Genomic DNA, 20,472 nt, shown 5'->3' with positions numbered 1-20,472 from the left:
CATGAGTGCCGCCAAGGACGAGCGCGCCCAGCTGTGCGACCTGCTGGTCGAGGTCGGCCCGGACCAGCCCACCCTCTGCGCGGGCTGGACGACGCGCGACCTGGCCGCCCACCTGGTCGTGCGCGAGCGGCGGCCGGACGCGGCGGCGGGCATCCTCGTCAAGCCCCTGGCGGGCTACCTCGACCGGGTGCAGCGCGGGGTGGCGGCCAAGCCGTGGGACGAGCTGGTCCGGCTGATCCGCACCGGCCCGCCGGTCTACTCCCCGTACTTCCTGCTCGACGACCTGGTGAACACCGCGGAGTTCTTCGTCCACCACGAGGACGTGCGCCGAGCCCAGCCGCAGTGGCGGCCGCGCCCGGCCGACCCCGGGCGGGACCAGGCGCTGTGGGCGGCGGTGCGCCGGGTCGGCAGGCTCATGTTCCGCAACAGCCCGGTCGGCGTGGCGCTGCGCGCCTCGGTTGGTGAGGTGTCCGTGGGTGAGGTGGCCGTCAAGCGCGGGCCGAACACCGTGGCCATCGTCGGGCCGCCCGGCGAGCTGCTGCTGTTCGCCTTCGGCCGGGACCAAGCCGAGGTGTCCTTCGACGGCGAGCAGGCCGCGATCGCCGCGGTGCGGGGGCTCTCGCGGGGGCTGTGAACCGCCAGATGCGGTGCAGATCGCGCCAGGACGGGCGGTCATCGAGTCGCCGCAACGGCGAGAAGGTAGCGTCCACCCTATGACCGCATGTCCGACCGCCGCACCCGGCAGACCATTCGGCCGGGTCCTCACCGCAATGGTCACCCCGTTCGACGCCGATGGGGCGCTCGACCTCGACCGGGCCCAGCACCTCGCCCAGCACCTGGTCGACCTCGGCAACGACGGGCTGGTGATCAGCGGGACCACCGGCGAGTCGCCCACGACCTCGGACAAGGAGAAGTCCGACCTGCTGCGCGCGGTCGTGGAGGCGGTCGGGCACCGCGCGACCGTCATCGGCTCGGTGGGCACCTACGACACCGCGCACAGCGTCCACCTCGCCCGCGAGGCGGAGAAGGCGGGCGCGCACGGGCTGCTCGTGGTCACCCCCTACTACTCGCGCCCGCCGCAGGCCGGGCTGCTGGCGCACTTCACCAAGGTCGCCGACACCACCGAGCTGCCGGTGATGCTCTACGACATCCCGCCGCGCTCGGTCGTGCCGATCGCCGTGGACACCCTGCGCAGGCTCGCCGAGCACCCGCGCATCCAGGCGGTCAAGGACGCCAAGGGCGACCTGCTGGCGGGCAGCGAGGTCATCGCCTCGACCAACCTCGCCTACTACTCCGGCGACGACGCGCTCAACCTGCCGTGGCTGTCCATCGGCGGGGTGGGCTTCGTCAGCGTCATCGGGCACGTCGTGGCCGGGCGGCTGCGCTCCATGCTGGACAACTACGAGCGCGGCGACGTCGCCTCCGCGCAGATCATCCACAACGGACTGCTGCCGGTGCTGCGGGCGTTCAGCCGGGTCGGCGGGGTGATCTTCAGCAAGGCCGCCCTGCGGCTGCGCGGCGAGGGCGTGGGCGACCCGCGCCTGCCGCTGCCCGCGGCGACCCCGGAGGAGCTGGCCGCGATCGCGGGCGACCTGGCCGAGGGCGGCGTCCCGCTGGCCGAGGCCCCGGCGACCCACCAGGCCGCGGCGCACGTCGCCCACGCCGACGCCGCGGCGGCCTACATCGCCGCGACCACGCACACCAGCGCGGGGACGGTCCACCAGTGAGCGGTTGGCCCACCAGCCCCCCTCCGGTCCTGCCCGAGGGCGGCCTGCGCGTGGTCGCGCTGGGCGGCATCGGCGAGATCGGCCGCAACATGACCGTCTTCGAGTACGGCGGCAGGCTGCTCATCATCGACTGCGGCGTGCTGTTCCCCGAGGACCAGCAGCCCGGCGTCGACCTGATCCTGCCGGACTTCCGGGCCATCGAGACCCGCCTCGGCGACATCGACGCCATCGTGCTCACCCACGGGCACGAGGACCACATCGGCGCGGTGCCGTTCCTGCTGCGCATGCGGCCCGACCTGCCGGTCGTCGGCTCGCGGTTCACCCTGGCGCTGGTGGCGGCCAAGTGCCGCGAGCACCGCCTCGACCCGGTGCTGCGCGAGGTCAAGGAGGGCGACCGGGTCGGCTACGGGGAGTTCTCCTGCGAGTTCTTCGCGGTCAACCACTCCATCCCGGACGCGCTGGCCGTGGCCGTGCGCACCCCGGCCGGTCTGGTGCTGCACACCGGCGACATCAAGCTCGACCAGCTCCCGCTGGACGGTCGGCTGACCGACCTCGCGGGCTTCTCCCGGCTCGGCGACGAGGGCGTCGACCTGTTCCTGGTGGACTCGACCAACGCCGAGGTCCCCGGGTTCGTCACCCCCGAGCGCGACATCGGCCCGGTCATCGACGGGGTGATCGCCCGCGCCCAGCAGCGGGTCATCGTGGCCTGCTTCGCCAGCCACGTGCACCGCGTCCAGCAGGTCCTCGACGTGGCCGTCACCCACGGCCGCCGCGTCGCGCTGGTGGGCCGCTCGATGGTGCGCAACATGGGCATCGCCGCCGACCTGGGGCTGCTGAGCGTGCCGCCGGGGCTGCTGGTCAACCTCGACGAGGCGATGGCGATGCCCGAGCACGAGGTCGTGTTCGTCTCCACCGGCTCGCAGGGCGAGCCGCTGTCGGCGCTGTCGCGGATGGCGCGCGGCGAGCACCGGCAGATCTCGATCCGGCCCGGGGACACCGTCGTGCTGGCCAGCTCGATGATCCCGGGCAACGAGACCGCGGTGTTCGGCGTGGTCAACGGGCTGGTCCGGCTGGGCGCGCACGTGGTGCACCAGGGCAACGCGAAGGTGCACGTGTCGGGGCACGCGGCGGCCGGTGAGCTGCTGTTCCTCTACAACGCCGTGCGCCCGTCCAACGTGATGCCGGTGCACGGCGAGTGGCGGCACCTGCGGGCCAACGCGGCGCTGGCGGTGCAGACGGGCGTGCCCGCCGACCGGGTGGTCATCGCCGAGGACGGCGTGGTCGTGGACCTGGTCGACGGCCGGGCGGCCATCACCGGGCGGGTCGAGGTCGGGCACGTCTACGTCGACGGGCTCTCGGTGGGCGACGTCGGCGAGTCGACCCTGTCCGACCGGCTCATCCTGGGCGAGGGCGGCTTCATCGCCATCACGGTGGCGGTGGACTCGGCGACCGGGCGGGCGGTGTCGTCCCCGACGATCTCCGGCCGCGGCTTCTCCGACGACCCCAAGGCGCTGGACGAGGTCGTGGCGCTGGTGGAGAAGGAGCTGGCGCACACCGAGGCCGAGGGCGTCACCGACACCCACCGCATCGCCCAGGCCGTGCGGCGGGTGGTCGGCCGCTGGGTCGCCGACACCTACCGGCGGCGCCCGATGATCGTGCCGACGGTCATCCCGGTCTAGGCCAGCAGCGCGCCGATCCGGCGCACGATCTGCTCGGTGGCGGCCTCGTCGTACCCGTCGAGGCCGCTGTCGGTGGTCAGGTGGGTGGAGCCGGGGTAGACGAACAGCTCCGCGCCCGGCACCGCGTCCACCAGGTCGCGGGCCACGGGGAGGTCGCCCCAGGGGTCGGACTCGGCGATGTGCAGCTGGAGGGCGACGCCGGGCTGCCACGGGCCGAAGACGTCGAGCGGGATCGCGCCGTGGACGAGCACCGCGGCGCGGGCGCCCGGGCGGGTCTGGGCGAGCTTCTGGGCGGGCAGGACGCCCAGGGAGAAGCCCACGAAGACCGCCGCGTCCGGGTCGGCCACCGCCGCGCCGCGCTCGGCGACCGCCAGCATGCCGATGGACTCGGCGTGGGCGACGCCCTCGTCCAGGGTGGCGAAGGCGCGCCCGTCGAAGAGGTCGGGCGTGGTGACGGCGTGGCCGAGGGCGGCCAGCCTGCCCGCGAAGGCGCGGACGCCGTCGGTGAGGCCCTGGGCGTGGTGGAACACGACGATGCGCATGGGCGGAATCTACGGGTTTCGCCCGACAACCCGCCGGTTATCCCCCGCCATGACCGCATTGCCGCCGGACCCGGACCCGGACCGCACGCCCGGCCTCGAACCGGGCGGCGGCGTGCAGCCCGGCGACACCCCGCCGGACTCGGGCAGCACGACCCAAGGCCTGTCGAAGCCGGAGACCTACCGGTCGCGGGCAGGCGGCGTCATCACCCTGGTCCTCGTCGTGATCATCACGCTGATGGTGGTGGGGCTCCTGGTCGCCCAGCTCGTCGGGTGGATCAAGGTGTTCTGAGCGCCACCCGCGAGCGCTCGCCGCGCACGACCTCCCACACCGCCGCGGTGATGCCCTGCGCCCTGATCGAGGCGAGCAGGCGGTCGTCGTGGGTGAAGACGACGACCTGGCGGGTGGCGGCGACCTCGGCCAGCACCGCGGCCAGACCGTCCACTTTGGCCGAGTCGAGCGCCTGGACGGGGTCGTCGAGCAGGACGAAGCGGAACGGGCTGTCGTCCACGCGCGTGCGGGGCAGGAACAGGGCCAGCGCCAGGGCGTGCAGCTCGCCCTGGCTGAGCACGCCGAGGGCGTGGGCGGCCACGCCGTCGACGGTGGCGGGCAGGTCGGTGCGGCGGCGGGTGTGGGCGCCCGCGAGGACGACCCCGCCCATCTCGACGTTGCTGTCCTTGCGCAGGATCGACCACAGCCGGGCGGTCTGCTCGGCGAAGGGGCGCATGCGCTCGTCGCGCAGCCGCCCGGCCATCGCCTTGAGCCAGTCCTCGGCCGCGGAGAGCAGCCGGTGGCGGTCGTGCTCGGCCAAGACCTGCTCGGCCTGCTGGGCCCACGCGGCCAGGCGCAGCGCGGTCGGCCGCCACACCTGGTCGATGCGGGCCAGCTCCGCGCCCGCCCAGTCCTGGAGCTTGGCCAGCGCCGCGGACAGGGCGTCGTGGGCGGCCACCGGATCCTCCGCGGTCGACCAGTCGGCCCAGGCGGCGCGGACGAAGGCGGCCTCGGGCACGGCGGCGAGCACGGCGGGCGGGTGGCCGACCAGCCTGCGCAGCCGGGACTCCGCCGCGGCGTGGTCGGCCCTGGCCTCCCGCTGCGCCCGCGCGGCGCGGCGGGCCTGCTCGATCCGGGCCACCCGGTCGGCGTCCAGCGCGCCGACGCCGCAGACCGGGCACGGGCCGTCGCCGTGGTCGGCGTGGTAGGCCAGCACCGCGCCCAGCAGGTCGTCCAGGTCCGCGGGCAGGGCAGAGGCGGCCTCGGCCACCGCCGCCGACGCCGCCCGCACGGCCTCGCCCGCCGCGGCGACCTCCGCGGCGGGCGGCAGGGACAGCGCCACCAGGGACCGCAGCGCGGCCACGGGCACGCCGTCGTCGGGATCGCCCGCGGCCAGCTCCAGCAGCCGCGACAGCGCGGCCTTGGTCGGGGTGAGCAGGCCGATCGCGGCGCGGGCGCGCTCGTCATCGATGTCGCGCAGCACCTCGGCGAGGGCGTTCTTCTCCTCGCGCACGGCCTTGCGCCTGCGGTCGAGGTCGAGCCTGCGCGCCGCGAGCCGGGCCCGGGCCTCGTCCAGCCGCTCCAGCCCCAGCGCGCGGTGCAGCACGTCGTGCAGCTCGACAGGCTTGCTGTCGACCAGCTTGCCCAGCTCGGTGTAGGACAGGAACGGCCGGTGGGTCTCGAAGTCCCAGTCCTGGCCGGTCCACTCCGGACTCTCGAACGGCGCGTCATCGGCCCAGGACATGGTGAAGACCGCGGTCTCGCCGCCGCTGACCGTCTCGACCTCGATCGCCGCGGACGGGGAGTGCAGGTTGCGCCAGCCCGCCTGCCACAGCTTGCGCGCGGAGTCCGGCTTGCCCGCCCAGCGGGAGTTGCGGCGGGTGAGCGCCAGCTCGACGGCCTCGGCCAGGCTCGACTTGGCCGAGCCGTTGCGGCCGGTGACCAGGGTCAGCCCCGGGCGCGGCGGGAGCACCAGCTCCACCGGCTCCCCGATGCCGCGGAAGCCGCGCACGCGGACCGCGCGCAGGTACACCGCCAGCTCGGCGGCCTGCGCGCCGGTCGCGCCGGGGGCGGGCGCGGCGCCGCCGAGCACCCCCTCGACCGCGTCGTCGCCGTCCAGGGCCGCGATGACCAGGTCCCTGGCCTGCTCCGGCAGCTCGGACCCGGCGAGGTGGTCGCGGACGGACTGGTCGAGGGTGCGCTCGGCGGGCATGCCCCGCAATCTAGCGCGCGGTGGGCAGGTCGTCGGGCGAGTCGGCGACCTGCCGGGGCCGGGGCAGCGCGCCGCGGCCCGGCAGCGGCTCGAACCGCTGCGCGGTCTCGTCCAGCATCAGCAGCGTGCCGGACGGGATGTCGAAGAACAGCCCGACCAGCCGCACCCCGCCGCGCTCGACCACCGGCAGCCTGCGCAGCGCGTCGAGCTGGACGGCCACGTTCACCATCGCCAGCTGGTCCACTTCGGACCAACCCTCGGCCGCGGCGTGCAGGCCCAGCGGGTGCCCGTCGCGCCAGGCGGCCAGGCTGGGGGCGGCCCAGCGCAGCCAGTGGCCGACCGGGTCGTCGGAGGGGTCGGACAGCAGCGCGGTCATCGCGCCGCAGCGGGAGTGCCCGCACACCATGACGACCGGGACGCCGAGGGTGTCGACGGCGTACTGCACGCCCGCGTGCACCGACAGGTCGCCGGAGTCGCGCGGGTCGGGCACCAGGTTGCCGATGTTGCGCAAGGTGAACAGGTCGCCGGGGCCCGACGCGGTGATGACGTTGGGCACGATGCGGGAATCGGCGCAGGTCAAGAACATCGCGTGCGGCTGCTGCGCGCCCGCGAGCCTGCGCAGGTGCGGGCGCAGCATCGGCGCGCCCCTGCGGTGGTACTCGCGGACCCCGGCCACCAGCGGGTGCAGCACCTCGTGGCCGCGGCTCTGCACCGGGACCGCGAGGTGGCCGCGCTGCCAGTGCGACCACGGGGAGAACCAGCGCGGCACCGGGCTCGACCGCTTGCGGCGGGTCATCGGGCCGGGCCCGCCGATCTCGTCCACCACGACGGTGCCGCCCGCGCCCTCGTGGGCGCGCCGCCAGGCGGCGATGTGGTCGTACGCGGCGTGGTCGAGGTAGTCGACCACCAGCTCCAGGTGCACCGCGCTGCCCTCGGGGACCTGCCCGAGCACCCGCGAGAGCCGCGGCACCGACAGGAAGCTCAACGTGCCCTCCACGACCACCGCGCAGGCGGGCCTGCCGTCGGGGCCGGGCTCGGCGGGCTCGACCCGCACGCGGGCCCACACGATGCGCCGCACCGTCGCCAGCAGCGCGCACGCCAAGCCGATCAGCACGCCCTGCAGCAGGTCGAGGAACACGACGCAGAAGATCGTCACCAGGTAGACGGCCAGCTCGCCGTGGCGCCTGGCCGACCGGATGTTGCCCCACTCCACCAACCGCAGACCCACGAACACCAGCAACCCCGCCAGGGCGGCCATCGGGATCTGCTCCACCAAACCCACCAGCAGCACCGAGAACACCAGCACCCACACCCCGTGCAGCACCGCGGACACGCGCGTGCGGGCGCCCGCGCGCACGTTGGTCGAGCTGCGCACGATCACGCCCGTCACCGGCAGGCCGCCGACCATGCCGGAGGCGATGTTGGCCAACCCCTGGCCCCGCAGCTCCCGGTTGAGGTCGGTGCGCGTGCCCGCGCGCATCTTGCCGACCGCGACCGCCGACAGCAGGCTCTCCACGCTGGCGATGAGGGTCATCGTCAGCACGCCCACGGCGAAGGCCGCCCACTGGCCCTCCGGCAGCGCGGGCAGGTGCAGCGCCGAGAGCGGCGCGTCCGGCAGCGACACCCGGGCGACGGGCAGCGCGAGCACGGCCGCCACCACCGTGGCTGCGGTGATGGCGACCAGCGGGCCGGGCACCGCGCGCACGCGGGCGGGCAGCCGCGGCCAGACCAGCAGCAGCACCACGACACCCACGCCGACCAGCGCCGCCGCGGGTTCCGGCGACAGCGCCGCCCCGGGCAGGGCGGTCAGGTTCGCCCACGCCGCGCCCGGGGCCTGCCCGCCGAGCAGGACGTGCGCCTGGCTGAGCACGATGGTGACGCCGATGCCCGCCAGCATCGCGTGCACCACCGTGGGCGAGACCGCCAGCGCGGCCCGGCCCACCTTGCAGGCGCCCAGCACCACCTGCAGGACGCCCGCGAGCACGGTGATGGCGCAGGTGACCGTCCAGCCGAAGTGGACGATGAGGTCGGCGACGACGACGGTCAGCCCGGCGGCCGGACCGCTGACCTGCAAGGGGGAGCCGCCGAATGCACCGGCGACGACGCCGCCGACCACGGCGGCGATGAGCCCGGCGAGCACGGGGGCGCCGGACGCGGCGGCGATGCCCAGCGAGAGGGGCACCGCGACCAGGAAGACGATGAGCGAAGCGGGGATGTCGTAGCGGGCGTTGTCGACGAGCCACCGGCGCAGCGGCGGTGAATGCGCGTGCGCGGGGGCGGTTGAGCCACCCATGGGAACCTCCACTTGAGTTCGCAGGACGGTGCGATAAGCACATGGTGACCGATCGGCCACGTGCTGTCGCGTCCGCGCGGTAAACGTTCCTTTACCGAGGGGTGGTTCCCGGGTCGGGCGAGCAGCGGCGCTGTTCACCCGATCGTGTGGCTAGCGGTCGGGCAGCGGATCGGCGGGGGTGACCGGGCCGCGGGATGCCAACTGCACCAAGGCAGCGCCGCTCAGCAGCACCGCCATACCCGCGATCTGCAACGGGGTCAGGGTCTCGCCGAGCATGAGCCAGGCGATGAGGGTGGCGACGACGGGCTCGGTCAGCGCCAGGACGCTGGCGACGGTGGACGGCAGGTGCCGCAACGAACTCAGGCTCAGCGAGTACGCCAAGGCCGTGCTCAGCACCGCGACGGCCACCAGCAGCACCCACACCGGCGACTCCCACGGTCCGAAGGGGACGGACGCGCCGAACACCTCGACCGGCATCCCCCACGGCGGCGCGACCACCAGCAACCCGACCGCGCCGACGACCATCCCCCAGGTCACCATCCCGATCGGGTGATGCTGACCCGCGCCGCGCTCGCCGAGCAGGTAGTAGCCCGCCGACGCGACGGCCGCGCCGATGCCCGCGACCAAGCCGACCAGATCCAGCCGCAGGCCCGTCCAGACCTGGGCGACGAGCGTGAGGCCGCCCAGGGCGAGCACGGTGCCGGTCCACGACAACGCCGACAACCGCGTCTTGCGCACGAAGCGCACCCAGAGGGCGACGAGGACGGGCGAGGTGTACTCCAGCAGCATCGCCACGCCGACCGGCAGCCGGGAGACGGCGATGAAGAACAACGCCTGCACCGCGGCGACCCCGGTGAGCCCGTAGGCCACCAGCAACGGCCACTGCTCGCGGCGCACCCGCAGCACCCCGGGCATCGTCGCGCCGACGACGGCGAGCAGCACCGCAGCCGCCAGCACGGCCCGCAGCGCCGCCACCTGCATCGGCGCCAACCCGGCCTGCATCGCAGGCTTCGCCAACGGCCCGGAACTCCCGAAAGCCACCGACGCAGCCAGGATGAACACGGTCCCCCGCGCGTGGTGCCGGGTAGCCGGGCTGAGAGCGGTCACGGCGCCTCCTGCGATAGTCGTCCGATGGTAGGACCCTCGGGATGGCCTCTTTCCCGGGGTGGGCAGCACGCGGGACACCCTTCGGGGGCCAACGAGGCTGCCGCACCGCGCGGCGACACACCCGCACATCACCGAGCGGCGGCACCCCCTTCGCCGCGTGTCCGAACCCGCTAGCTGGCGCCCGCGTTCAGGACCTGCGTCGAGGGCCTAGACGTGGGCGGCCAAGGGGGCGATCAGGTCGCCGCGGTCGCCGAGGGTGATGGAGGGGAGGCCGAGCCAGGTGGCCATTTCGCGGAGTTCGGCGGCGAGTTCGGCCGCCACCCGCGCGGTGTCCACTCCGGACTCGCTGAAGGCGCCGTGGACGCGGAGGGTGTTGGCGGCGCGGTCGGCTTTGAGGTCGACTCGGGCGGTGAGGGCGCCGTCGAGGAGGAAGGGGAAGACGTAGTAGCCGTACTGGCGCTTGGGCTCCGGGACGTAGATCTCGATGCGGTAGTGGAAGCCGAACAGGCGCTCGGTGCGGTCGCGCTCCCAGACCAGGGGGTCGAAGGGGCAGAGGAGGGCGCGGCCGCGGATCGCGCGCGGGGTGCGGGCTTCGGCGTGGCGGTAGGCCGGGTGGCGCCAGCCGGGGATGGTCGTGGGGATCAGCTCGCCCGCGTCGACCAGCTCCAGCAGCGCCGTGCGGGCCATCTCCGGGGGCAGGCGGTAGTAGTCGCGCAGGTCGAACTCGGTGCCGATGCCGTGGGCGATGGCTGCCGAGCGCATCAGCTCGCGGGCGCACTCGTCGGTCGGGACCTCGCGGGTGAGGACGTCGGCGGGGAGGACGCGCTCGGGGAGGTCGTAGAGGCGCTGGAAGCCGCGGCGGGTGCCGGTGGTGAGGGCGCCGACGGCGAAGAGGTACTCGCAGGTGTGCTTGACGTCCGACCGGTTCCACCAGCCGCCGCGCGGGCGGGGCGTGCCGCCGCCCAGCTCGGTCTCCAGCGCGCCCGCGCTGATCGGGCCCAGCTCCTTGACGGCGGTGAGGACGTCATCGATCAGGCCGCTGATGTTGACGTTGTCGCGGCGCAGGAAGTCGGCGTAGCGGGTCTCGTAGTAGCGCATCCGCCAGCGCAGCAGCGGCCAGTCCTCGACCGGGATGAGGCTGGCGACGTGCGCCCAGTACTCGACCAGCATGCGCGGCTTGCGGGCGCTCGGGCGCCACGCGGCGTCGTCGACCAGGGCCTGGTCGTAGCCGCCGATGCGGGAGAAGACCGGCATGTAGTGGGCGCGGACGGCGACGTTGACCGAGTCCAGCTGGAGCAGCCGGACCCGGGAGAGCACCTTGGCCAGGTGCCTGCGGGTCGGCTCGCCCGCGGGCCTGGCCTCGGCGAAGCCCTGGGCGGCCAGCGCGGTCCGGCGCGCGGCCGCGGTGGTCATGGTCTCGGTCATCGGCGCACCTCGCTCATCCCGCGCATGGTGCCATCCGGCCCCGACACCTTCGCCCGCCGCTCCGCCCGCACGACCAGCACGACGGCCACCAGGACCACCGCGCCGCCCACGAGCTGCCACGGCCCGAACACCTCGTCGGCCACCAGGTAACCCAGGACCACCGCGATGAGCGGGTTGACGTAGGCGTAGGTGGCCACGGTCGACACCGGCAGCCTGCCCAGCGCGAAGATGTAGGAGCTGAACGCGAACGCGCCGAACACCACCAGGTACCCCCACGCCCACCAGGCCGTCGGGGTGATCGCGCCGAGGTCCACGCGCTCGCCGACGACCCAGCCGCCGACGGTCAGCGCGACGCCGCCGACCAGCATCTCCGCGGCCGCCATGGCGAACGGGTTGGCCGGGTTCGGCAGCCGGGTGCTCAGCACGGTCCCCACCGACCAGCCCAGGGCGGCCAGCAGCACCAGCCACGGCCCGAACCACGCCGACCCGTGGGTGCCCGCCACCGGCCCGCCCAGCAGCAGCACGGCCAGCCCGGCCAGGCCGATCCCCACCCCCACCAGCGTCACCCGCGGCGGGCGCTCCCCCAGCACCCGCCGCAGCACGACGACGTAGAGCGGGATGGCCGCGACCAGCAGCGCCGCCAGGCCGGAGGCCACGTGCCGCTCGGCGACCACCACCAGCCCGTTGCCCCAGGCGGGCAGCAGCAGGCCGACGAGCGCGGCCGTGCCGAACTGCGGCCAGGTCATCCGCAGCGCCTTCGGCCCGGCCACCAGCACCACGAGCAGCCCCAGCAGCAGGCCTGCGGCGACGAACCGGAAACCGGCGGACAGCAGCGGGGGCATCGACTCCAGGGTGAGCCTGATCCCCAGGTAGGTTGATCCCCAGACCACGTAGACGACCCACAGCGCCGCCCACGCCAACCAAGTGCGCGAACCCATGCCCGCAGCCTCGCACGAACCACCGACACTTGTTCATCGGTTATTCCGACGCGCTGCGCCAACATCCCGCCACGCCCGATAGGTTCCCCGGCATGGCCGAAGCCGCCGTGCGCCCCGCCCTGCCGACGGATGTCGCCGAGATCGCCCGCATCCAGGTCACGACCTGGCAGACGGGCTACGCCGACCTCCTGCCCCCCGACGTCCTCGCCAGCCTCGACGCCGAGGCCGCCGCCACCCAGTGGCTGCGGACGGTCGAGCAGGGCCCCGCCAGCGTCCTGGTGGCCACCGAAGGCCGCTGGGTGGTGGGCTTCTGCAGCGCGGGCCCGTCCCCGGAGTCGGAGTCGGCCGCCGCCGACGGCAGCCCGGCCCCGGACGCGGCCACCGTCGGCCTGGTCGCCACCCTGCTGGTCGAGCCCCGTTGGGGCCGCAGGGGCCACGGCACCCGGCTGCTGGCCGCCGCCGTCGACGCGCTGCGCGGGGCGGGCATGACCAGGGCCATCGCGTGGACGCCCGAGCAGAACACCGCGGGCAAGCGGTTCTACCAGCGCGCGGGCTGGACCCCCGACGGCGTCCTGCGCACGCTCGACGCCGGGGGCCGCCCGCTGCGCGAAATCCGCTTCACCGGTCCGGTGGCCCTGCCCCTGGAGTGAGTAACGCGCGGGGCCGCGGCGGTGACTATCTGGAGTACAGGTCCGGTTCCGCTGCCCGTGTGGGGATGGATCAGGTAACGTCTTGGTCACGGGGTACTGCTCAGGGGGTTCCGACTCGTGTGGACGTGGCTGTGCGTTGCGCTCGCGGTCGCGCTCGGGTCGGCGCTGATCCCGTTCGTCAACGTCGAGCTGTTCATCGTCGGGCTGGCGCTCCAGCGCCCGGACATCCCGTGGGCGCTGATCGCGGCGGTCGTCGCGGTGGGGCACGTGGGCGGCAAGCTGTTCTACTACTACGCCGCCCGCGGCTCGATCCACCTGCCGAGGTTCCTGCGCAGGCGGGAGAAGGCGATGACCGAGCGGCGGCTGCGCTGGCAGCAGCGGACCAAGCGCATCCGGGCGTGGGTCGCCTGGCTGCGGGAGAAGTGCGAGGCGCACCCGCACTGGATGTTCGGCACGTACAGCGTCAGCGCGGTGGCGGGGCTGCCGCCGTTCATGGCGATGACGGTGCTGGCCGGGCTGGTGCGGATGAAGGTGGCGGCGTTCCTGAGCGCGGGGATCGCGGGGCGGTTCGTCCGGTTCAGCCTGCTGGCGGCCTCGCCGGCGCTGTTCCACGGGTGGTTCCACTAGCCCCGCGGTCCCCTAGCTGGCTTCCTTCGCCCCCGGACGGGCGCCCTTGACGACCAGGCCGTCGAGCAGCTCCTCGGTGGCGGCGGCGATGGCGGCCACCGCGCGCTCGAAGACCTCCGCGTTGTGCGGGGCCGGGCGGTGGAAGCCGGAGATCTTGCGGACGTACTGGCGCGCCGCGGCCTGGACGTCCTCGACACCGGGGTCGTCGGTGTATGGGGGCCTGAGCGTCTTGATACTCCTGCACATGCCCCCATACTGCCCCCTCACGCCCTGATCAGGTACGCAATCTCCGTCTCCCATCGTGCTGGGTCGGGCTCGGTGACCGGGTCGGACCGGTAGGACTCGTACCGGCACGCCCAGCGGCCGTCGGTGACGTCCCAGGTCACGCCCGTGCGGGCCGACCACTCCTCCAGCACGCCGAAGGACTGGCCGATGCTGTCCGGGTGGCCGCGGTGGACCAGCACGGCGTAGCGGCCCGCGGGCAGGGTGCGCAGGCGGACGCGGTCGTCGCCCGCCAGGTCGGCGCCCGCGGGCACCGGCCAGCCCACCTCCACCTCGATCGGCGTGCCCACGTCCCCGGCGTAGTAGCGGTACAGCGGCGGGCCCACGGGCTCGACGCCGCGCGCGGCCAGCCACCCGTGGACCTCCGGGACCAGCGCGTTCACCCGGCCCCACTCGGCCAGCGTCGCGGTCTCCGCGATGCCCGCGTAGGCGATCTCCGGCCGGTCCTCAATCCTGGGTTCCATAGAACCTCCCTTCACCTACCACTACGGGCGGGCGCGGGAGAACTCATCGGCAGGCCGAAGACCTCGAACAGCTCGGGCATCAGCCACGTCGTCGCCGAGGTCAGCACGCCGTCGACCGCACCCAGCTTGACCAGCGCGAACGGCTGGCCCGCCGCGTCGTACTGGCCGAACCCGCCCGGCACCGGCACCAGGGTGTGGCCGATGCAGTAGGTGCCGTGCTCCATCGACGCCCGCACCGCGTCCCGGCCGCGCAGCCACCAGGTGAACGGGGGCATCGACGTGGTGACGTCTTCGTGCAGCAATGCGACGAGACCGTCCACATCGTGGTCCAAGAAGGCCCGGCAGTAGGCGGCGAGCAGGTCCTCGTCGGGGTCCGATTCCGGGGCGACTGCGGGCAGCGCCGCCCGGGCGCGCTGCAGGGCCGAGTTCACCGACGCGATGGTCGAGGACAGCAGCTCGGCCACCTCGTCGGCCCGCCAGGCCAGCACGTCCCGCAGGATCAGCACGGCCCGCTGGCGCGGCGGGAGCACCTGGAGCGCGGCCACGAAGGCCAGCCGGACCGACTCGCGCTCCTCCACCGCCAAGGCGGGGTCGACCGGGGCGGGCAGCACCCACGCGGCGCCCGGCAGGGGCTCGCCGATGTCCGGCCCGACCGCCGGGTCGCCCACCAGCGGCCCCACGCGGCGCGACGCCGAGCGCAGGGCGTCGAGGCAGACGTTGGTGGCGATGGCGAACAGCCACGCGCGCAGCGGCCGGTCTGGGTCGTACCGCTCCCGCGCCCGCCAGGCCCGCAGGAAGGTCTCCTGGACGGCGTCCTCGGCGTCGAACGGGGAGCCGAGCATCCGGTAGCAGTAGGCGCGCAGCGCGCTCCGGTGCTGGTCGAGGTCCACGCGGGCGACGGTACCGGCGCCGGGGGACCCGGCGCCGGCCAGCGCGTCAGCCCGCGACCGTCAGGCTGTAGCCCGCGATCCCGAGCTGGCAGTTGTAGGACGTGAACACCCCGGCGGCCACCCCGTTGGCCCCGGTCTGGGCGCAGGTCTCGATGGTGTTGAACGCCGAGCCGAAGGTGTTCAGGTAGACCCCGCTGACCCAGCCGGGCGCAGCGGTGACGTAGACGCTGTAGCCCGCGATCCCCAGTTGGCAGGTGTAGGACGAGAAGACCCCGCCCGCCACGCCGCGGTTGCCGGTGTCCTGGCAGTGGCTCAGCGGCCCGACGTACAGGTACGTCGTGTCGGCGGCCTGGGCGGTACCAGCAGACAAAGCGAACGCGGCGGCGCCAGCCGCGACGACCGCGGCTGCCTTGCGGATCAACATGTTGCCTCCCAGTGTGATGGGCGCCATGTTCGGACGCCCGGATCGGAGGCTAACCGCCCGACCAACATCCATTGTGGATAATTGGATGAACGCGGTAGCGGCTGGTGAGCGCGCATCGATCAAGCTGGGGGCAAGGCGAGGTCATTTGCCGCCTTCGCCGCAAATGTGATCACCAGAAGGTGATCATGTGATGTAGATCATCTTTCTGTGCAACCCTCATCCGGCCAGGTCGAGCGCCCGCCGCATGGCCCTGCGGCCGCGGGTGCGGTCGCCCGCCACGTCGTAGGCGACGGCGAGGCGGTACCACGCGCGCCAGTCCTCGGGGCTGGCCTCGACCTCGGCCCGGCGCTCCTCGAACCAGGCGTCCGCCGCCGCCCGGTCGACCCGCCCGGACGGCATCCGGGGCAACCCGGAGGTGTCCGGGAGGCCGTCCTCGGCCGCCAGCCGACGGCCCAGCTCCTGGGTCCGGATGCCGAAGCGCAGGGTCGACCACAGGACCCACGCGCCGACCAGGGGCAGCAGCAGGACGCCGACGCCGAAGGCCACCGCCACCGGCCGCCCGTCGCGGAACAGCTCGACGGCCCGGCCGCCGAGCAGCACGAAGTAGACCACCACCACCGCGGCCAGCACCCACGAGACCGTGCGCGCGGACATCTACAGCTCCAGCACGTTCTCCAGGCCCACGACCAGGCCCGGCCGGTCGAGCACGGCGCGCACGCCGTGCAGCACGCCCGGCATGAACGAGGTGCGGTCCAGCGAGTCGTGCCGCAGGGTCAGCGTCTCCCCCGTGCCGCCGAAGAGCACCTCCTGGTGGGCCACGAGGCCGCCCAGGCGCACCGAGTGCACCCGCACGCCGTCCACCGACGCCCCCCGCGCACCGTCCACTTCGGACGTCGTGGCGTCCGGGACGGGGCCGAGCCCGGCCGCGGCGCGGGCCTGGGAGACCAGGCGGGCGGTGTGGGCCGCGGTGCCCGACGGCGCGTCGGCCTTGCGGTTGTGGTGCAGCTCGATGATCTCGACGGTGTCGTAGTAGCGCGCGGCCAGCTCCGCGAACTTCATCGTCAGCACCGCGCCGAGGGCGAAGTTGGGGGCGATCAGCACGCCCAGCTCCGGCTTGGCCGCCAGCCACCCGCGCAGCTCGGCGAGCTTGGCGTCGTCGAAGCCGGAGGTGCCGACGACGGCGCGGATGCCGTGGTCGACGCAGAAGCGCAGGTTGCCCATCACCACGTCGGGGTGGGTGAAGTCGACCACGACCTCGACGCCGACGTCGGCGAGGTCGGCGAGCGCGTCGCCGGTGTCGACCTTGGCGACGAGCTCCATGTCCGGGGCGGCCTCGACCGCCTGGCACACCTGCGCGCCCATCCGGCCCCGGGCGCCGAGCACGCCCACCCGAATCGTCACCTGGTCACCTCGTGCAGCTCCTGCGGGACGTCGTCGATGTGAGCGTAGGGGCCGACCACGGCGGCGGCGAGCGGGCGGGTCAGGATCTCCCGGGCCAGCCGGGCCACGTCCTCCGCGGTCACCGCGGCGATGCGGGCCAGCGTCTCCTCCACCGAGAGGTAGTCGCCGTAGGCCAGCTCGCCCTTGCCGATGCGCGACATGCGCGAGCCGGTGTCCTCCATCCCGAGCACCAGCCCGCCGCGCAGCTGGCCCTTGCCGCGGGCGACCTCGGCGTCGGTGAGCCCCTCCCGGGCGACCTGGCCGAGCACCTGGCGCACCACCCCGGCCACCTCGCCGAGGCGGTCGGGCTGGCATCCGGTGTAGACGGACAGGTGGCCGGTGTCGGCGTAGGAGGCGACCGAGGAGTACACCTGGTAGGCCAGGCCGCGCCGCTCGCGGACCTCCTGGAACAGCCGCGAGCTCATCCCGCCGCCGAGGGCCGCGTTGAGCACGCCCAGGGTGAAGCGGCGCTCGTCGTGCCGGTCGAGCGCGCGCACGCCCAGCATGAGGTGCGCCTGCTCGGTGTCGTCGGTGTGCAGGACCAGCCGGGGCCGGTTGCCCACCCGGGCGCGGCCTGCGCGCGGGGCGACGGGGGTCTTGTCGCCCGCCAGCCGGTCGCGCAAACCCTTGCGCACCAAGCCGAGCACCTGGCGGTGCTCGACGTTGCCCGCCACGGCCAGCACCATGCGCGGCATGGTGTAGCGGCGGCGGTAGAAGCCGTTGAGCGCGCCGCGGGTCATCGCGGTGATCGACTGCTCGGTGCCCAGGACCGGCCTGCCCAGCGGGTGGTCGGCCAGCAGCGCGCCGCAGAAGGCGTCGTGCAGCAGGTCCTCGGGGTCGTCGTCGCGCATGGCGATCTCCTCGAGCACCACCCCGCGCTCGGTCTCCACGTCCGCCTCGGCGCACAGGGCGTCGAAGACGACGTCGGCCACCAGGTCCATCGCCAGCGGCAGGTCGTCGTCGATGACGTGCGCGTAGTAGCAGGTGTGCTCCTTGGCGGTGAAGGCGTTGAGCTCCCCGCCCACGGCGTCGATCTCCTCGGCGATCTGCGCCGCCGAGCGCTTCGCGGTGCCCTTGAACAGCAGGTGTTCGAGGTAGTGCGCCGCGCCTGCGACCGACAGCGGCTCGTCGCGGGAGCCGACGGCGACCCAGATGCCGACGGCCGCCGAGCGCACCCCGGGCATCCGCTCGGTGATCACCCGCAGGCCGCCGGGCAGCAGGGTGCGCTTGACCTCGGCGCCGTCGGCGGTGCGGTCCAGCAGCACCGTGCTGCCCGGGCGCTGCATGTGCCCGGGCGTTCCGGTGCTGCGCGGCGGGCGGCCGCGGGCACCGCTGGTGCCCGCGGCCGCCGACGTGCGCGATGTCACGGCTGCGCGGTCGCCTCGGCCGCGTCGTCCTGCTTGGTCTCGGCGGCCTCCTCGTCCTTGACCAGGACCAGGCTGATCTTGCCGCGCTGGTCGATGTCGGCGATCTCCACGCGGAGCTTGTCGCCGACCTTGACCACGTCCTCGACCTTGTTGATCCGCTTGCCCCCGCCGAGCTTGGAGATGTGGATCAGGCCGTCCTTGCCGGGCAGCAGCGAGACGAACGCGCCGAAGGCGGCCGTCTTCACCACGGTGCCGAGGAACCGCTCGCCGACCTTGGGCAGCTGCGGGTTCGCGATGGCGTTGATCATGCCGATCGCCGCCTCGGCCGACGGGCCGTCCGCCGCGCCGACGTAGATCGTGCCGTCGTCCTCGATGGAGATGTCGGCGCCGGTCTGCTCGGTGATGGAGTTGATCATCTTGCCCTTGGGGCCGATCACCTCGCCGATCTTGTCGACCGGGATCTTCACCGAGGTCACCCGCGGGGCGTAGGCGCTCATCTCGTCCGGGCGGTCGATGGCCTCGGCCATGACCTCCAGCAGCGTCAGCCGGGCGTCGCGCGCCTGGCCGAGCGCCCCGGCCAGCACCGCCGACGGGATGCCGTCGAGCTTGGTGTCCAGCTGCAGGGCGGTGACGAACTCCTTGGTGCCCGCGACCTTGAAGTCCATGTCGCCGAAGGCGTCCTCGGCGCCGAGGATGTCGGTCAGCGCGACGTACTCGGTCTTGCCGTCCACCTCGTCGGAGACCAGGCCCATGGCGATGCCCGAGACCATCGCCTTGAGCGGGACACCGGCGTTGAGCAGCGACATCGTGGACGCGCAGACCGAGCCCATCGAGGTCGAGCCGTTGGAGCCCAGCGCCTCGGACACCTGGCGGATGGCGTAGGGGAACTCGTCGCGCTTGGGCAGCACGGGGATGAGCGCCCGCTCGGCCAGCGCGCCGTGGCCGATCTCGCGCCGCTTGGGCGAGCCGACCCGGCCCGTCTCCCCGGTGGAGAACGGCGGGAAGTTGTAGTGGTGCAGGTAGCGCTTGGTCGTCTCCGGGGAGAGGGAGTCGATCGTCTGCTCCATGCGCAGCATGTTCAGCGTGGTGACGCCCAGGATCTGGGTCTCGCCGCGCTCGAACAGCGCCGAGCCGTGCGCCCGCGGCACCACGGCCACCTCGGCCCCGAGCTGGCGGATGTCGGTCAGGCCGCGGCCGTCGATGCGCACCTTCTCGCGGAGGATGCGCTGGCGGACCAGCTTCTTGTTCAGCGACCGGAACGCGGCGCCGATCTCCTTCTCGCGGCCCTCGAAGGCGTCGTCGGCGGCCAGCTTCTCCAGGCACAGCGCCTTGACCTCGTCGAGGCGGCTCTCCCGCTCCTGCTTGCCCGCGATGGTCAGCGCCTGGGCCAGCTCGTCGCCCACGGCCGCGGCGACGGCCTCGAAGGCGTCGGGCTGGTAGGCCGGGAACACCGGGAACTCGGCGGTCTCCTTGGCGGCCAGCGAGGCCAGCTCGGCCTGGGCGTCGCAGAGCACCTTGATGAAGGGCTTGGCGGCCTCCAGACCGGCGGCCACGACCTCCTCGGTGGGCGCCTGCGCGCCCGCCTCGACCAGGTCGATCACGTTGTCGGTGGCCTCGGCCTCGACCATCATGATCGCCACGTCGTCGCCGACCACGCGCCCGGCGACGACCATGTCGAACACGGCCTTCTCCAGCTGCTCGTAGGTCGGGAACGCGACCCACTGGCCCTCGATCAGGGCCACGCGCACGCCGCCGACCGGGCCGGAGAACGGCAGGCCAGCCAGCTGGGTGGACGCGGACGCGGCGTTGATGGCCACCACGTCGTAGAGGTCCTGCGGGTGCAGGCTCATCACGGTGACGACGACCTGGATCTCGTTGCGCAGGCCGTCGACGAACGACGGGCGCAGCGGCCGGTCGATCAGGCGGCAGGCCAGGATCGCGTCGGTGGAGGGGCGGCCCTCGCGGCGGAAGAACGCGCCGGGGATGCGGCCCGCGGCGTACATGCGCTCCTCGACGTCCACCGTGAGCGGGAAGAAGTCGAACTGCTCCTTCGGGTGCTTCGACGCGGTGGTCGCCGAGAGGAGCATCGTCTCCTCGTCCAGGTAGGCGACGACGCTGCCCGCGGCCTGGCGGGCCAGGCGGCCGGTCTCGAAGCGGACGGTGCGGGTGCCGAAGGCGCCGTTGTCGATGGTCGCCGTGGTCTCGTGCACGGTCGGTTCAGTCATGGTTCTCCTCATCCTGTGGGCGCGCGGGGGCACAAGCAGGTGCGCGGTTCGGACGAGGCCGGTCATCGATCGAAGCCACCGGGTTACCCCACCCGGAAGCCACTACCGAGGACCGGCGAACCTGTCCTGAAGTGCGCGAGCCCTATTTCCTCGGTTGTGTTGTGGACGGGGGGAGCGACCGCGGTCGGTCA

General features: G+C 73.6%; 20 protein-coding genes. 6 read left to right on the top strand and 14 right to left on the bottom strand.

Going from position 1 to position 20,472, the window contains the following annotated elements; all coding sequences use genetic code 11:
• Position 1: 1 nt before the first annotated feature.
• The 3 genes from ACWEPX_RS02740 (at position 2) to ACWEPX_RS02730 (ending at position 3,406) form a co-directional block, all read left to right on the top strand.
• A complete protein-coding gene (locus ACWEPX_RS02740; protein WP_451895345.1) occupies positions 2–634 on the top strand; it encodes a TIGR03085 family metal-binding protein in 633 nt (210 codons plus the stop codon).
• Between the two features lie 79 nt (positions 635–713).
• The gene (gene dapA / locus ACWEPX_RS02735; RefSeq protein ID WP_451895344.1) at positions 714–1,727 is read left to right on the top strand and encodes a 4-hydroxy-tetrahydrodipicolinate synthase; all 1,014 of its coding nucleotides are present in this window, start codon (positions 714–716) and stop codon (positions 1,725–1,727) included.
• Positions 1,724–3,406: a ribonuclease J gene (locus tag ACWEPX_RS02730; RefSeq protein ID WP_451895343.1), complete on the top strand. Its 1,683-nt coding sequence runs from the start codon at positions 1,724–1,726 to the stop codon at positions 3,404–3,406. The genes dapA and ACWEPX_RS02730 overlap by 4 nt, the downstream gene beginning before the upstream one ends.
• Here ACWEPX_RS02730 and ACWEPX_RS02725 read toward each other — a convergent pair.
• On the bottom strand, positions 3,403–3,948 hold the full coding sequence (locus ACWEPX_RS02725; protein ID WP_451895342.1) for a dienelactone hydrolase family protein: 546 nt from the start codon (positions 3,946–3,948) through the stop codon (positions 3,403–3,405). The genes ACWEPX_RS02730 and ACWEPX_RS02725 overlap by 4 nt on opposite strands.
• A 49-nt stretch (positions 3,949–3,997) precedes the next feature.
• On the opposite strand from ACWEPX_RS02725, the gene ACWEPX_RS02720 reads away from it, so the two are divergent.
• Complete coding sequence (locus tag ACWEPX_RS02720; protein ID WP_451895341.1) at positions 3,998–4,237, top strand: DUF6480 family protein; 240 nt, start codon at positions 3,998–4,000, stop codon at positions 4,235–4,237.
• On the opposite strand, the gene ACWEPX_RS02715 is transcribed toward ACWEPX_RS02720, so the two are convergent.
• From ACWEPX_RS02715 to ACWEPX_RS02695, 5 genes are all read right to left on the bottom strand, one after another.
• The gene (locus ACWEPX_RS02715) at positions 4,224–6,149 is read right to left on the bottom strand and encodes an AAA family ATPase (RefSeq protein WP_451895340.1); all 1,926 of its coding nucleotides are present in this window, start codon (positions 6,147–6,149) and stop codon (positions 4,224–4,226) included. The two genes, ACWEPX_RS02720 and ACWEPX_RS02715, sit on opposite strands and share 14 nt — an antisense overlap.
• Before the next feature lie 10 nt (positions 6,150–6,159).
• Positions 6,160–8,442, bottom strand: a complete 2,283-nt coding sequence (locus ACWEPX_RS02710; protein ID WP_451895339.1) for a SulP family inorganic anion transporter — start codon at positions 8,440–8,442, stop codon at positions 6,160–6,162.
• A gap of 150 nt (positions 8,443–8,592) precedes the next feature.
• Positions 8,593–9,564 carry an EamA family transporter gene (locus ACWEPX_RS02705; protein WP_451895724.1) on the bottom strand — a complete coding sequence of 324 codons (972 nt, stop codon included), beginning with the start codon at positions 9,562–9,564 and terminating at the stop codon, positions 8,593–8,595.
• 192 nt (positions 9,565–9,756) lie between these two features.
• Positions 9,757–10,974, bottom strand: coding sequence for a winged helix-turn-helix domain-containing protein (locus ACWEPX_RS02700; protein WP_451895338.1), 1,218 nt, complete (start codon positions 10,972–10,974; stop codon positions 9,757–9,759).
• Positions 10,971–11,912, bottom strand: a complete 942-nt coding sequence (locus ACWEPX_RS02695) for an EamA family transporter (protein ID WP_451895337.1) — start codon at positions 11,910–11,912, stop codon at positions 10,971–10,973. Before ACWEPX_RS02695 ends, ACWEPX_RS02700 begins: the two co-directional genes overlap by 4 nt.
• Before the next feature lie 92 nt (positions 11,913–12,004).
• On the opposite strand from ACWEPX_RS02695, the gene ACWEPX_RS02690 reads away from it, so the two are divergent.
• Together ACWEPX_RS02690 and ACWEPX_RS02685 are read left to right on the top strand one after the other, a co-directional pair.
• Positions 12,005–12,562: an N-acetyltransferase family protein gene (locus ACWEPX_RS02690; RefSeq protein ID WP_451895336.1), complete on the top strand. Its 558-nt coding sequence runs from the start codon at positions 12,005–12,007 to the stop codon at positions 12,560–12,562.
• Positions 12,563–12,679: 117 nt separating this feature from the next.
• Positions 12,680–13,189 (top strand): hypothetical protein, encoded by a 510-nt coding sequence (locus ACWEPX_RS02685; RefSeq protein ID WP_451895335.1) that lies wholly within the window; start codon positions 12,680–12,682, stop codon positions 13,187–13,189.
• A 12-nt stretch (positions 13,190–13,201) separates the two neighbouring features.
• On the opposite strand, the gene ACWEPX_RS02680 is transcribed toward ACWEPX_RS02685, so the two are convergent.
• From ACWEPX_RS02680 to ACWEPX_RS02645, 8 genes are all read right to left on the bottom strand, one after another.
• A complete protein-coding gene (locus tag ACWEPX_RS02680) occupies positions 13,202–13,435 on the bottom strand; it encodes a DUF2277 domain-containing protein (RefSeq protein WP_451895334.1) in 234 nt (77 codons plus the stop codon).
• Positions 13,436–13,452: 17 nt separating this feature from the next.
• Positions 13,453–13,935 carry a GyrI-like domain-containing protein gene (locus tag ACWEPX_RS02675; RefSeq protein WP_451895333.1) on the bottom strand — a complete coding sequence of 161 codons (483 nt, stop codon included), beginning with the start codon at positions 13,933–13,935 and terminating at the stop codon, positions 13,453–13,455.
• Between the two features lie 11 nt (positions 13,936–13,946).
• Entirely contained in the window at positions 13,947–14,825 is an 879-nt protein-coding gene (locus tag ACWEPX_RS02670) for an RNA polymerase subunit sigma-70 (RefSeq protein WP_451895332.1), read from the bottom strand.
• A 46-nt stretch (positions 14,826–14,871) separates the two neighbouring features.
• On the bottom strand, positions 14,872–15,249 hold the full coding sequence (locus tag ACWEPX_RS02665) for a hypothetical protein (RefSeq protein WP_451895331.1): 378 nt from the start codon (positions 15,247–15,249) through the stop codon (positions 14,872–14,874).
• A gap of 216 nt (positions 15,250–15,465) precedes the next feature.
• The gene (locus ACWEPX_RS02660; RefSeq protein WP_451895330.1) at positions 15,466–15,903 is read right to left on the bottom strand and encodes a hypothetical protein; all 438 of its coding nucleotides are present in this window, start codon (positions 15,901–15,903) and stop codon (positions 15,466–15,468) included.
• Complete coding sequence (dapB, locus tag ACWEPX_RS02655) at positions 15,904–16,650, bottom strand: 4-hydroxy-tetrahydrodipicolinate reductase (protein WP_451895329.1); 747 nt, start codon at positions 16,648–16,650, stop codon at positions 15,904–15,906.
• On the bottom strand, positions 16,647–17,975 hold the full coding sequence (locus ACWEPX_RS02650) for a M16 family metallopeptidase (protein ID WP_451895723.1): 1,329 nt from the start codon (positions 17,973–17,975) through the stop codon (positions 16,647–16,649). Before ACWEPX_RS02650 ends, dapB begins: the two co-directional genes overlap by 4 nt.
• A gap of 77 nt (positions 17,976–18,052) precedes the next feature.
• Positions 18,053–20,281 carry a polyribonucleotide nucleotidyltransferase gene (locus tag ACWEPX_RS02645; RefSeq protein WP_451895328.1) on the bottom strand — a complete coding sequence of 743 codons (2,229 nt, stop codon included), beginning with the start codon at positions 20,279–20,281 and terminating at the stop codon, positions 18,053–18,055.
• Positions 20,282–20,472: the final 191 nt, after the last annotated feature.

The organism is Actinokineospora sp. NPDC004072 (genome assembly GCF_053604195.1).
Note: the sequence above shows the minus strand (reverse complement) of the source record. Positions and strands in the feature narration are given on the sequence as shown.

Bases quoted from the DNA above. Each gene is read 5' to 3' on its own strand.
- ACWEPX_RS02720 (WP_451895341.1), top strand. From the start codon at position 3,998: ATGACCGCATTGCCGCCGGACCCGGACCCGGACCGCACGCCCGGCCTC.
- ACWEPX_RS02710 (WP_451895339.1), bottom strand. From the start codon at position 8,442: ATGGGTGGCTCAACCGCCCCCGCGCACGCGCATTCACCGCCGCTGCGC.
- ACWEPX_RS02715 (WP_451895340.1), bottom strand. From the start codon at position 6,149: ATGCCCGCCGAGCGCACCCTCGACCAGTCCGTCCGCGACCACCTCGCC.
- ACWEPX_RS02650 (WP_451895723.1), bottom strand. From the start codon at position 17,975: ATGCAGCGCCCGGGCAGCACGGTGCTGCTGGACCGCACCGCCGACGGC.
- dapA (WP_451895344.1), top strand. From the start codon at position 714: ATGACCGCATGTCCGACCGCCGCACCCGGCAGACCATTCGGCCGGGTC.
- ACWEPX_RS02700 (WP_451895338.1), bottom strand. From the start codon at position 10,974: ATGACCGAGACCATGACCACCGCGGCCGCGCGCCGGACCGCGCTGGCC.
- ACWEPX_RS02645 (WP_451895328.1), bottom strand. From the start codon at position 20,281: ATGACTGAACCGACCGTGCACGAGACCACGGCGACCATCGACAACGGC.
- ACWEPX_RS02680 (WP_451895334.1), bottom strand. From the start codon at position 13,435: ATGTGCAGGAGTATCAAGACGCTCAGGCCCCCATACACCGACGACCCC.
- ACWEPX_RS02740 (WP_451895345.1), top strand. From the start codon at position 2: ATGAGTGCCGCCAAGGACGAGCGCGCCCAGCTGTGCGACCTGCTGGTC.
- ACWEPX_RS02690 (WP_451895336.1), top strand. From the start codon at position 12,005: ATGGCCGAAGCCGCCGTGCGCCCCGCCCTGCCGACGGATGTCGCCGAG.
- ACWEPX_RS02675 (WP_451895333.1), bottom strand. From the start codon at position 13,935: ATGGAACCCAGGATTGAGGACCGGCCGGAGATCGCCTACGCGGGCATC.
- ACWEPX_RS02725 (WP_451895342.1), bottom strand. From the start codon at position 3,948: ATGCGCATCGTCGTGTTCCACCACGCCCAGGGCCTCACCGACGGCGTC.
- ACWEPX_RS02695 (WP_451895337.1), bottom strand. From the start codon at position 11,912: ATGGGTTCGCGCACTTGGTTGGCGTGGGCGGCGCTGTGGGTCGTCTAC.
- ACWEPX_RS02665 (WP_451895331.1), bottom strand. From the start codon at position 15,249: ATGTTGATCCGCAAGGCAGCCGCGGTCGTCGCGGCTGGCGCCGCCGCG.
- ACWEPX_RS02660 (WP_451895330.1), bottom strand. From the start codon at position 15,903: ATGTCCGCGCGCACGGTCTCGTGGGTGCTGGCCGCGGTGGTGGTGGTC.